This is a genomic window from Mycobacterium sp. (assembly GCF_032162105.1).
Taxonomy (GTDB): Bacteria; Actinomycetota; Actinomycetes; order Mycobacteriales; family Mycobacteriaceae; genus Mycobacterium.
Map to the genome: position 1 here is coordinate 1 of NZ_JAVRPS010000465.1, position 11,573 is coordinate 11,573.

At 63.4% G+C, this 11,573-nt stretch carries 12 protein-coding genes; all 12 read left to right on the plus strand.

Features of this window, described 5'->3' with window-relative positions:
- Position 1 precedes the first annotated feature (1 nt).
- The gene (locus QOC69_RS23950; RefSeq protein WP_526444280.1) at positions 2 to 199 is read left to right on the plus strand and encodes a ferredoxin; all 198 of its coding nucleotides are present in this window, start codon (positions 2 to 4) and stop codon (positions 197 to 199) included.
- Between the two features lie 73 nt (positions 200 to 272).
- Positions 273 to 1,028, plus strand: coding sequence for an SDR family NAD(P)-dependent oxidoreductase (locus tag QOC69_RS23955; protein WP_526444282.1), 756 nt, complete (start codon positions 273 to 275; stop codon positions 1,026 to 1,028).
- Positions 1,029 to 1,122: 94 nt separating this feature from the next.
- Positions 1,123 to 1,659 carry a cytochrome P450 family protein gene (locus QOC69_RS23960; RefSeq protein ID WP_526444284.1) on the plus strand — a complete coding sequence of 179 codons (537 nt, stop codon included), beginning with the start codon at positions 1,123 to 1,125 and terminating at the stop codon, positions 1,657 to 1,659.
- Positions 1,660 to 1,683: 24 nt separating this feature from the next.
- Positions 1,684 to 2,382 carry a cytochrome P450 gene (locus QOC69_RS23965; protein WP_526444286.1) on the plus strand — a complete coding sequence of 233 codons (699 nt, stop codon included), beginning with the start codon at positions 1,684 to 1,686 and terminating at the stop codon, positions 2,380 to 2,382.
- A gap of 100 nt (positions 2,383 to 2,482) precedes the next feature.
- Positions 2,483 to 3,250, plus strand: coding sequence for an MlaE family ABC transporter permease (locus QOC69_RS23970; protein WP_526444288.1), 768 nt, complete (start codon positions 2,483 to 2,485; stop codon positions 3,248 to 3,250).
- A 65-nt stretch (positions 3,251 to 3,315) separates the two neighbouring features.
- Positions 3,316 to 4,101, plus strand: coding sequence for an MlaE family ABC transporter permease (locus QOC69_RS23975; RefSeq protein WP_526444302.1), 786 nt, complete (start codon positions 3,316 to 3,318; stop codon positions 4,099 to 4,101).
- A gap of 4 nt (positions 4,102 to 4,105) precedes the next feature.
- Positions 4,106 to 5,533 (plus strand): MCE family protein, encoded by a 1,428-nt coding sequence (locus QOC69_RS23980; RefSeq protein ID WP_526444290.1) that lies wholly within the window; start codon positions 4,106 to 4,108, stop codon positions 5,531 to 5,533.
- A gap of 43 nt (positions 5,534 to 5,576) precedes the next feature.
- On the plus strand, positions 5,577 to 6,605 hold the full coding sequence (locus tag QOC69_RS23985) for an MCE family protein (protein WP_526444292.1): 1,029 nt from the start codon (positions 5,577 to 5,579) through the stop codon (positions 6,603 to 6,605).
- Positions 6,602 to 7,927, plus strand: coding sequence for an MCE family protein (locus QOC69_RS23990; protein WP_526444294.1), 1,326 nt, complete (start codon positions 6,602 to 6,604; stop codon positions 7,925 to 7,927). Before QOC69_RS23985 ends, QOC69_RS23990 begins: the two co-directional genes overlap by 4 nt.
- Positions 7,924 to 9,249, plus strand: coding sequence for an MCE family protein (locus tag QOC69_RS23995; protein WP_526444296.1), 1,326 nt, complete (start codon positions 7,924 to 7,926; stop codon positions 9,247 to 9,249). Before QOC69_RS23990 ends, QOC69_RS23995 begins: the two co-directional genes overlap by 4 nt.
- On the plus strand, positions 9,246 to 10,388 hold the full coding sequence (locus tag QOC69_RS24000) for an MCE family protein (protein ID WP_526444298.1): 1,143 nt from the start codon (positions 9,246 to 9,248) through the stop codon (positions 10,386 to 10,388). Before QOC69_RS23995 ends, QOC69_RS24000 begins: the two co-directional genes overlap by 4 nt.
- A 1-nt stretch (position 10,389) precedes the next feature.
- Positions 10,390 to 11,573, plus strand: a 1,184-nt coding sequence (locus QOC69_RS24005; protein WP_526444300.1) for an MCE family protein, incomplete at its 3' end; no start/stop codon positions are given.

The window sequence follows — 11,573 nt, forward strand, 5'->3', positions numbered from 1 at the left end:
TGTGGCTGCCGGGATCTGTGCGGCCACGGCCGCCGAGGTCTTCGATCAACGCGATTCGGACGGCAAGGTGCTGATTCTGGACGAAAATCCGGCTCCACGCCTCCACAAGACGACCCAGGAGGCGGCCGACTATTGCCCCGCCTTCGCCATCACGGTCGCCTCGGATGACCCAGACACCTGGGCATCAGATGACAGCTGACTGTTGACAATAGGACGCCCCGCGAGTTGACTACCCCGAAGCCGTGACGAGATTTCTGCAAGGAGGAGGGGCTTTGAGCAAAGCTGAATTGCCGGTCGGCGGTGTGGCGATCACCGGCGGCGGCAGCGGGATCGGTCGACAGGTGGCGCTCGTCATGGCGCGCACCGGCCGAGACGTCGTCGTCGGCGACCGTGACCCCTCAGCGCTGGCTCTGCTCCGTAAGGAGGCCGAGGCCGAACACCTTTGCATCCACACCGCCGACCTGGAGCTCAGAAGTGAGGCCAGTGTCCGCGAGTTCGTGCAAGAGGCCGCAGCGCAGGCCAACGGCCTTGCGGGACTCGTCTGTTCCGGCGGCGTCAGCCCAGCGGTGCCGGTACTCGAAATGACCAAGGACCACTGGGATCTCGTTCTTGACATCAACTTGACCGGTACCTTCATTGCCGCCCAAGAGGCCGCGCGGATCATGGTCGACCAGGGACGCGGTGGTTCGATCGTCACGGTCTCGTCAACCATGGGTGCCAGCGGAGGTAGACCCGGCTTCGCCCACTACGCGGCGTCCAAGGCCGGCGTCATCGGTCTCACCAAGACCCTTGCCATCGAACTCGGCGCGAACGGGATCCGGGTGAACTGTGTGGCACCGGGTGCCGTCGACACCCCGCTCTTTCGCGAGACCGTCGGCGAGACCGTCGCGAAGACGTGGTCCAAGTCGCCGTTGGGCCGCGTGGGAGAGCCGCAGGACATCGCGGAGGCCATTGAATTCTTGCTGACAGAACGCAGTTCGTGGATCACCGGACAAGTCATCCACGTCAACGGAGGGGTGTACATGTGATGCGCGCCAAACGCTCCAGTCTGCGGCCACCGTCAGTCCTCGGTTCTGATGCCGGGGCGCGCCTCCCCGGACACTCACTCGAAGGCGGACGGTCATGACCGACATCAACGCCGAACGTCGTTGCCCCGTTGGTGATCTCGCAGCCGACTACAACCCGTTCGCAGAACCGCAACTGAGCGAACCCTTCGCCATTTGGGAGCAGGCCCGTCAACAATGCCCGGTGTTCTACAGTGAGCAACTCGGCGCCTGGGTGGTCACTCGCTATGACGATGTCGTCGAGGTTCTTGGTGACTATCAGACGTACTCGAGTGTTGGAGCAAGTCGCGGGTTCAGCGCGCTGACGCCGGAGGCGCAGGCAGTGCTGGCGACCGTGCCGCCGCCATCGCAGACCGACGTCGTTCCGACCGACCCACCCCGCCACACGAAAATGCGGCGGTTCATTCAGCTGTCGTTTCTGCCCAAGCGCATTGCGGATCTGGAGCCAAAGATCCGCACGATCGCCAGCGAGCTCATCGACACGATCGAACCGCAGGGCCATTGCGACTTCTACCGCGACTTCGCCTACCTGTACCCGCTATCGGTGGTGACCAGTCTGGTCGGGATACCAGCGGAGGATCTGCCCAGAATCTAGCACTGGGTGGAGTGCAGTCTTTCCTTGAAGTGGGGTCGGCTTGATCCCGCGGCGCAGCTAGCGGCGGCCGAAGGACGCAAGGAGTACTTCGAATATCTCGCCGAGTTCGTCTCAGCCCGACGCGACCATGACGACGACAGCTTCGTCGCCGCGCTGGTCGCGCATAGCGAGCAAAGCGAGGATCCGCTCACCGCAACCGAACTCGTGGGTCAGATCTCCACCCTCATGTCGGCTGGGCACGAAACCACCGCCAATTTTCTTACCCTGTCGCTGGATGCGTTCCTCACCGAACGCGCCATCTGGGAAACCATCGTCGCCGATCCGTCGAGAATTCCCGCCGTGATCGAGGAGTCGTTGCGCCTCAACGGCCCAATCCAATCGCTGTGGCGAACGACGACGCACGACGGCGCGCTGGCCGGTGTCGACATTCCGGCCGGTGCCCGCATCTCGGCACTCACCGGCTCGGGTAACCGCGATGACGCCATGTTCGACGATGCTGCGGCATTCGACTTGGACCGAACCAACACCAGAAAACACATAGCGTTCGGGCGCGGCATTCACAGCTGCGCAGGCTCCAACTTGGCCCGGATGGAGGCGCGCATCGCGCTAGAAACCCTCGCGCAGCGGCTCCCATCGCTGCGACGTGCGCAACGCGGTCCGCTCCAATTCGAACCGAGCGCACTGCAACGCGCACCGAAAGAACTCCAATTGGCTTGGGGCTGAGTCATGTTGAACTCGCCGCCGACTAGCCAATCTCGCAGACCCTACCCGACACCGTAGCGAGGACACATGGTCACGCCACCGACAACGAAGCCGGAGCGCAATGTTTACCGCGACCTCTCTAGGTAAGCCAGTACGTACGCTAGGCGATTTCTTTCTGATCGCCATCGAGACGGTACTGCTGATGTTCAAGCCCCCGTTCGCCTGGCGCGAATTCCTGATGCAGACCTGGTTCGTCGCACGCGTCTCCATCCTTCCGACCTTGATGCTTTCGGTGCCGTTCACCGTGCTCACCGTGTTCATCTTCAACATCCTCTTGGTCGAATTCGGGGCCGCCGACTTCTCGGGAAGCGCGACCGCTCTCGGCACGGTCACCCAAATCGGACCGATTGTGACGGTGCTGGTCATCGCCGGGGGAGGTGCCACCGCAATGTGCGCCGACCTGGGCGCCCGCACCATCCGCGAGGAACTGGACGCCCTGCGGGTAATGGGCATCAATCCCATCCAGGCCTTGGTGGTTCCCCGAGTCCTCGCCGCAACCGTGGTGGCGCTGCTGTTGTCCTCATTCGTCACGATCGTGGGGTTGGTCGGCGGGTTCTTCTTCTCCGTCTTCGTTCAGAACGTCACACCCGGGGCCTTCGTCAGCGGGCTACCGCTCCTGACGGGGCTGCCCGAGATTCTGATCGCACTGATCAAGGCGTCCCTGTTCGGGTTCACCGCGGGATTGATCGCTTGCTACAAAGGCATTTCCGTTGGTGGCGGTCCGGCTGGTGTCGGCAATGCCGTCAACGAGACGGTCGTGTTCTCGTTCATGGCGCTGTTCGTCATCAACGTGATCGCGACGGCGGTCGGTGTGAAGGCCACGCTGTGAGCGCCGGCGTCGCGCGGGGGGTCTTTCCGCGCTCTCAACGACTGCTCGTCGGCTGGACCGACGGAATGGCCAGAATCGGAAATCAGACGCAATTCTACTGGCAGACGGTGCGCGGAATATGGGACGCCCTCATCCACTACAAGGGCGAGGTTCTGCGGCTCATCGCGCAGATGAGCCTTGGCGCGGGGGCACTAGCACTCATTGGCGGCACGATGGTCGTAGTCGGATTCCTCACGTTGTCGACCGGTGCATTGATCGCAGTGCAGGGCTATAACTCCCTATCGAACATCGGCGTGGAGGCACTCACCGGATTCACCTCGGCCTACCTCAATGTGCGACTGTTCGCTCCGTTGACCGCAGGGATCGGTCTGGCAGCCACCATCGGCGCCGGCGCCACGGCACAAATAGGTGCGATGCGCATCAACGAAGAGATCGACGCGCTGGAAGTCATGGGCATCCGATCGATCGCGTATCTCTCCTCGTCCCGGGTGGTCGCCGGCGTCATCGTGGTGATCCCGTTGTACTGCATCGCGGTCCTGATGTCGTTCTTGGCGGCACGCTCTGGCACTACCTACGTCTACGGCCAGTCCACCGGTGTCTACGACCACTACTTCCGCACCTTTCTGAATCCGACCGACATCATCTGGTCGTTCGGTCAGGCCGTCGTCATGGCGATAGCGGTGATGCTCGTCCACACCTACTACGGATACACCGCCACCGGCGGACCCGCCGGTGTCGGTGAAGCGGTCGGACGCGCTGTTCGGGCGTCGCTGATCGCGATGACGTTCGTGACGATGGTGGTCACGCTGTCGATCTACGGCCAGTCCGGCAACTTCAACCTGTCCGGGTAGTGCAATGACGACCAACCGCGACGACAGCCTGCACCCGATTCGGTGGGCCATGGCGTTATTCGCCGTCATCATCGGCCTCGTCGTGCTCACCGTGGTGCTGTTCCGGGGCACCTTCAACACTTACGCGCCGGTGACGCTGACGTCGGATCGAGCCGGGTTGGTGATGGACCCCGGCGGCAAGGTCAAGCTGCGCGGTGTGCAGGTCGGCCGGGTCAGCGACGTCATGGGCGGAGACCGATCGGTAAGCCTGAAGCTGGACATCTTTCCCGATCAACTCAAGTACATCCCGGCCAACGTGTCCGCGCAGATCCGGGCAACGACCACTTTCGGCGCGAAATACGTCGACCTGATCTATCCCGCCGAACCCAGTGCCGAGCGGCTGTCCGCCGGCGCGGTGATCAAGTCACAGAACGTCAGCTCTGAAGTCAACACGGTCTTTCAGAACCTCACCGACGTTCTCAAGCAGATCGACCCGGCGAAACTGAACGCGGTGCTCGGAGCCTTCGCCGACGGACTGCGTGGCCAAGGCCAACGCATCGGCGAGGCCACCACCGACGCCAACGAGGTGCTCCTAGCGCTCAACCCCCGCGCCGACACCATCCGGCGGGACTGGCTGTCGCTGAAGGGCTTCAGCGACACCTACAGCGCCGCAGCGCACGACATCATCAGCGTCTTGGATACGGCCAGCACCGTGGGCGCCACCATCAACGACCACGCGCACGACCTAGATGCGTTGCTCGTCAATGTGATTGGCCTGTCCAACGCCGGAATCGATCTGATCGGCCCCAACAAGACCAACCTGTCGACCGCGATCAACACACTGGAACCGACGACGCGGCTGCTGATGAAGTACAACCCGGAGCTGACCTGCACACTGCTCGGCGGGAAGTGGTACCTCGACAACGCCGGCTACGCCGTCAACGGCGGAAACGGCCGCACCGCCATACTCGACAGCGCCGTGATGCTCGGTGACGACCCCTACAAGTACCCCGACAACCTTCCCGTCGTCGGCGCCAAGGGCGGCCCTGGCGGCACACCGGGTTGCGGCTCTCTGCCGATCGTCGACCAGAACTGGCCCGTGCGGCAGTTGATCACCAACACCGGGTGGGGCACCGGACTCGACATCCGTCCCAACCCCGGCATCGGATTCCCCGGCTACGCCAACTACTTCCCAGTGACCCGCGGGACACCCAAGCCACCCAGCATCCGCAACCCAGGTGGACCGGCACCGGGACCCATCCCGTACCCGGGCGCACCACCGTACGGCGCACCCGAGTACGCACCGGACGGCACCCCGCTCTATCCAGGACTGCCGCCGGCCCCGCCACCGGGAAACCCACCAGAACCCGGCCCCCCGCCAGCGGGCTCGGAGCCGTTCGATCCGCCGGTGCCCGCAGCAGTGCAACCGACCCCGCTACCACCGGCGCCATGACCTCACCGGAGCTTGTCAACACCGACCACGGAAGGCCGCAGCCATGAGAGGAAACCTCCGGGCCGTCATCTGGCGCCTGAGCGTCTTCGTGACTGTCTGCCTCTTCGGCATGTTCGCCCTCCTTGCGATCTTCGCCCAGTTGCGGTTCGAAGAAGCCAAGGAGTACCAGGCGGTGTTCAGCAACGTCAGCGGCCTGAAGAACGGACAGTTCGTGCGCATCGCCGGTGTCGAGGTCGGCAAGGTCAAGCACATCTCCATTCAGCCCGACGCCACCGTCGCCGTGCAATTCAGCGCCGACGACTCGGTGGTGCTGACCGAAGGTACCCGTGCGGTCATCCGCTACGCCGATCTCATTGGCGGTCGCTATCTGGCCCTCGAGGACGGCGCCGGCGGCACGAAGAAACTGCCCCCCGGCGCCACCATTCCGGTGGCTCAGACCTCGCCCGCATTGGACCTCGATGCCCTCATCGGCGGCTTCCGACCGCTATTTCGGGCACTGGACCCCGATCAAGTCAACGCCCTGTCGGGGCAACTCATCGCCGCCTTCCAGGGCCAAGGTGCCACGGTCAACTCCTTCTTCAATCAGGCAGCGGCCCTGACGAATTCGCTGGCTGATCGCGACGAACTGATCGGACAACTGATCGTCAACCTCAACTCGGTCCTGGGCTCGCTGGGCGATCAAAGCACCCAATTCGCCAAGGGCGTCGATTCGCTGTCCCAGCTGATGCACACGTTGGCAGACCACAAGGAAGACATCAGCAACACCGTCGCCTATACCGACGCTGCGTCGGGATCGATCGCCGACTTGCTGCGCCAGGCACGTCCACCGGCACAGAAGGTCGTGCACGAAACCGACCGGACCGCCGCGATAGTGGTGGCCGACCACGACTACATGGACAACCTGCTCAAGACGCTGCCCGATGCGTATCAGGCGCTGAACCGTCAAGGGATCTACGGCGATTTCTTCAGCTTCTACTTCTGCGACATCGTGCTCAAGCTCAACGGCAAAGGCGGCCAACCCGTTTACGTGAAGGTAGCCGGCCAGGACAGCGGAAGGTGTGCACCGCGATGAGGACCCTGGGACGACATCCGCTGCTAGTCGGCCTCATCGGCGCCGCCTTGATCGCGGTGCTGGTGTTTGGATCGCTGAATTATGACAAGCTGCCCTTCTTTAACCAGGACAAGAGGTACTGGGCGTACTTCGCCGAGGCCGGCGGGCTGGCTGCCGGTGCCCCCGTACAGGTTTCAGGATTTCAGGTGGGCAAGGTCTCCAGCGTCGAGTTGGACGGGCCACGGGTGCTGGTCGAATTCGGCATCGACAGGGAGGTGCGACTGGGTGATCGCACCGAGGCCTCCACCGAGACGAAGACGGTGTTGGGCGCAAAGATCCTCGAGATCACCCCTCGCGGTGACGGAGAGCTCGACGGCCCGATCCCCGTCGATCGGACCCGGTCGGCATATCAGCTACCCGACGCCCTCGGTGATCTCGCCTCGACGATTAGCGGGCTCAACACCGATCAGCTGTCCGATTCGCTTTCGGTTCTGGCCACCACGTTTCAGGACAGCGCACCTGATCTCCGGATCGCCGTGCAAGGCGTTGCCCGCTACTCCAAAGTCCTCAACGCCCGTGACGGGCAGCTACGCAACCTGCTGGCCAACGCCAACAAGGTGACCGGCGTACTCGCCGAGCGCAGCGACCGTGTCGTGAGCCTGATCGCCGATGCGAACGCGTTGCTTTTGCAGCTACAAGGCCAAAGCCGCGCCCTCGACGACATCTCGGCCAACATTTCGGCGGTGAGCCGACAGATCCAAGGCTTCATCGGGGACAACCGCCAGACACTGAAGCCTGCGCTCGACAAGCTCAACGGAGTCTTGGCCATCGTGGACAACCACAAGGAGCAGGTGCAGAAGTCCATCAAGTTGCTCAACAGCTACAGCATGTCACTCGGCGAGTCGGTGGCCTCGGGCCCCTTCTTCAAGGCCTACGTGACGAATCTGCTTCCCGGACAGTTCCTTCAGCCGTTCATCGATGCCGCATTCTCCGATCTCGGTCTGGATCCCAACGTGCTCGCACCGACAAAGCTCAACGATCCGCAGGTGGGCCAGCCAGGCACACCGGCCCTTCCCATCCCGTTTCCGCGCACCGGTCAAGGAGGCGAGCCGAACCTGAACCTGCCCGACGCCATCACCGGCAAGCCAGGCGATCAGGGGTGCGGTCCCCCCGGAATGGCGCTGCCCGGCCCTACCGGTTGCTATCCATACCGCGAGCCGCCACCGGCGCCGCCCCCAGGCGGTCCGCCACCAGGCCCACCAGCACCCGGGCCGGCCCAACCACCCACACCGGAGCCCACGCTCGGCGAACCTCCGCCACCCGTATCTGGAGGCGCGCAATGACACTCGCCAATCGCAACGCCCGGATCGCCGTCGTCGTGGTGCTCGTCGTGGTGCTCGTCGGAGGCGTCGTGGCACTACTGCGGGTCAGCACTTCGCTCAACCGCACACATCTTGTCGCATACTTCGCCAACACCAACGGTGTGTTCGTTGGCGACGAAGTGCGCATCCTCGGTGTGCCGGTCGGAAAGATCAATGCGATCGAGCCGGGACCCGAACACGTCAAGGTCTCGTTCTGGTACGACGGCAAGTACGCGGTGCCCGCCGATGCCAAGGCAGTCATCTTGTCTCCGTCCTTAGTGACGGCGCGCGCGATCCAACTGACACCGGCCTATACCGGTGGTCCGGTCCTGCACGACCAAGCGGTCATTGCGCAGGATCGCACCGCTGTCCCGGTCGAATGGGACGACTTTCGCCAGCAGCTCCAAAAGCTCACCGAGACATTGCAACCCACCGAACCAGGCGGAGTGAGCACGCTGGGCGCGTTCATCAATACCTCGGCGAACAACCTGCGCGGCCAAGGGGCCAACATTCGGGACACGTTGACCAAACTCTCCCAAGCGTTCTCTGCCCTCGGCGATCACAGCAACGACATCTTCGGCACCTTCAAGAACGTCTCCGTGCTAGTGACTGCATTACAGGACAGCACCGATCTGATGCGTCAACTGAACCAGAGCCTTGCCTCGGTGACCGGTCTGCTCACCAACAGCCCCAACGAGATCGGCGACGCCGTTGCCGACATCAACACCACGATCGGCGACGTGCAAGCCTTCGTCGCCGAAAACAGCGACACCCTCGGTACGACCTCGGAGAAGTTGGCGTCGGTGACCACGATGCTCAACCAAAGCCTCGATGACATCAAGCAGACCTTGCACATCACCCCCACCGTGTTCCAGAACTTCATCAACATCTATCAACCGGCGCAAGGCACCCTCAGCGGTGCGCTGGTGGTCAACAACTTCGCCAACCCCATCTCCTTTCTCTGCGGCGCGGTACAAGCCGCCTCCCGGCTCGGTGCCGAGCAATCAGCGAAACTGTGTGCGCAGTACCTGGCGCCGATCATCAAGAACCGCCAGTACAACTTCCCGCCGCTGGGGGAGAACCTCTTCGTCGGCGCCTCCGCCCGGCCCAACGAGGTGACCTACAGCGAGGACTGGATGCGGCCGGACTACGTTCCCCCGCAGCCAGTTCCCGCCGCGCCACCGCCTGGCGGCGCACCTGAGCAACCGCCGCTACCGGCCGAAGCGCCCGCAACGCAGGCCACGTCAACGAACCCGGCCGACGGATTGACCGGACTCATGGTCCCGCAGGGGCCGGGATCATGACCCGCAGGCGGTCCTGGCGCCTCGTCGTCGCCGTCGGTCTCACGACGCTGATGGCGCTCGGCAATTCCGGCTGCGGCTGGCAGGGGGCGAACTCGTTGCCGCTACCTGGCACCGAGGGCAACCGCAACAATCCGTTCACCATCCAAGCGCAGCTTCCCGACGTCGACCACATCGAACGCAACTCCCGAGTACGGGTCGGTGACGTCACGGTCGGCAACGTCAGCAAGATCGAGCGGCAGGGCTGGCATGCGCTGGTCACGATGACCATCGACGGCGACGTCGACCTGCCCGCCAACGCCACGGCAGCCGTCGGGCAGACCAGCCTGCTTGGCTCACTTCACATCGAGTTGGCGCCACCCACGGACGTCCCTGCAGAAGGCAGGCTGAAACAGGGGTCGTTGATTCCGCTGTCATCGGGCTCGATGTATCCCAGCACGGAGCAGACCCTGGCCGCGGTGTCGATGTTGCTCAACAACGGCGGCGTCGGCCAGATCCAGGACATCACCGAAGCTCTCAGCACCGCATTCCTCCGCCGCGAAGGCGACCTTCGTAGCCTCATCGAACAGCTCGACAAGTTCGTCGGCTACGTCAACGACCAAACCGATGACATCATCGCCGCCACCGAGAGCCTCAACAACCTTGCCGCTCAATTCGCCGACCAGAAACCGGTCGTGGACAAAGCCCTCAAGGTCCTGCCCGACGCCCTGGCCGTGCTCGCCGATCAACGCGCCAACCTCGCCGAGGCATTGACGAAGTTCGGACAGTTCAGCGCATTGGCCGCCGACTCGGTCGACCAGACCAAGGAAAACCTCGTCAAAGAACTCAAAGACTTGGGTCCGGTGCTGGAATCGCTGGCCAACGCCGGCCCCGCACTGACCCGATCACTGAGCTTCTTCGCCACGTTCCCCTGGCCCAAGGAGACCATCACCAACTGGTTTCGCGGAGACTCCGCCAATCTCACCGCCGTCATCGATCTGACGCTGAGCCGGCTCGATGCCGCACTCTTCACCGGCACCCGATTCGAAGGCAACCTGACCGAACTCGAGATGCAGTGGGGCCGCACCATCGGCCAGATGCCCAGCCCCTACACCGCGGGCAACCCACTCGTCGTTCCCTACCACTGGGATCAGGGGCGCTAGCATGCACATAACCAGGCGGATCGGCATTCAGCTGGCGATCTTCACCGTCGTCTCGCTGATCGCCGCGACGATCATGATGTTCGACTTCATCGGTGTGCCCAATCTGCTCTTCGGGATAGGCCACTACCGGATCACCATCGAACTGCCGGAAGCCGGCGGCCTGTACAAGACCGGCAACGTCACCTACCGAGGCACCGAAGTCGGTCGCGTCGAAAGCGTCGATCTGACCGACACCGGAGTCCAAGCAGTGCTGTCGATGCAATCCGGCATCGACATCCCGTCGAACGTGCAGGCACAAGTGCACAGCGTCTCGGCAGTGGGGGAGCAATACGTTGCACTGCTACCCACCGGTGACACGGCCCCGCCCCTCAAGGACCGAGACGTCATCCCCCGAAACCGCACCAGCATCCCGCCCGACATCAACACCTTGTTGGACGCCACCAACCGAGGCCTCAAGGCAATCCCGCGCGACAACCTCAAGACGGTGATCGACGAGTCCTACACCGCGTTCGCAGGTCTGGGACCCGAGATCTCCAGATTCGTCAAGGGATCGACCACCCTCGCCATCGACGCCAAGACGAACCTCGGCGCGCTGACCAACGTCGTCGACAACGTCGGACCGATTCTCGACACTCAAACCGACACCTCGACGTCCGTCCAAGCGTGGGCGGCGCACCTCGCCGACATCACCGGACAACTCCAACGCAATGACGCTGCGGTACAAGGAGTCCTACGCAACGGGCCAGGCGCGGCATCAGAGGTACGTCAACTCTTCGAACGGTGGCAGCCGACCCTGCCGGTCCTGCTGGCCAACCTGACCAGCATCAACCCCGTCCTCATCACCTACCGCGACAACCTCGAACAACTGCTGGTTCTGCTGCCGCAGGGCACCGCAATGGAGCAGGCCATCGGCGTGGCCAACCGCAACACCAAACAGGACTACAAGGGTGCCTACTTGAGCTTCAACCTCAACCTCAACCTGCCGCCCCCATGCACGACCGGCTTCCTGCCAGCCCAACAGTGGCGGTCACCGGCAGCGGTCGACTTCCCAGACCGGCCAGCAGGCGACCTCTACTGCCGCGTTCCACAGGACGCAATGTTCAACGTCCGCGGTGCACGAAACCTGCCCTGCGAGACCAGGCCCGGCAAACGGGCACCGACGGTGCAGATGTGCGAAAGCGACGA

Coding starts and splice junctions, on each gene's coding strand:
- QOC69_RS23960 (WP_526444284.1), top strand. CDS start 1,123: ATGACCGACATCAACGCCGAACGTCGTTGCCCCGTTGGTGATCTCGCA.
- QOC69_RS23970 (WP_526444288.1), top strand. CDS start 2,483: ATGTTTACCGCGACCTCTCTAGGTAAGCCAGTACGTACGCTAGGCGAT.
- QOC69_RS23975 (WP_526444302.1), top strand. CDS start 3,316: ATGGCCAGAATCGGAAATCAGACGCAATTCTACTGGCAGACGGTGCGC.
- QOC69_RS23980 (WP_526444290.1), top strand. CDS start 4,106: ATGACGACCAACCGCGACGACAGCCTGCACCCGATTCGGTGGGCCATG.
- QOC69_RS23985 (WP_526444292.1), top strand. CDS start 5,577: ATGAGAGGAAACCTCCGGGCCGTCATCTGGCGCCTGAGCGTCTTCGTG.
- QOC69_RS23990 (WP_526444294.1), top strand. CDS start 6,602: ATGAGGACCCTGGGACGACATCCGCTGCTAGTCGGCCTCATCGGCGCC.
- QOC69_RS23995 (WP_526444296.1), top strand. CDS start 7,924: ATGACACTCGCCAATCGCAACGCCCGGATCGCCGTCGTCGTGGTGCTC.
- QOC69_RS24000 (WP_526444298.1), top strand. CDS start 9,246: ATGACCCGCAGGCGGTCCTGGCGCCTCGTCGTCGCCGTCGGTCTCACG.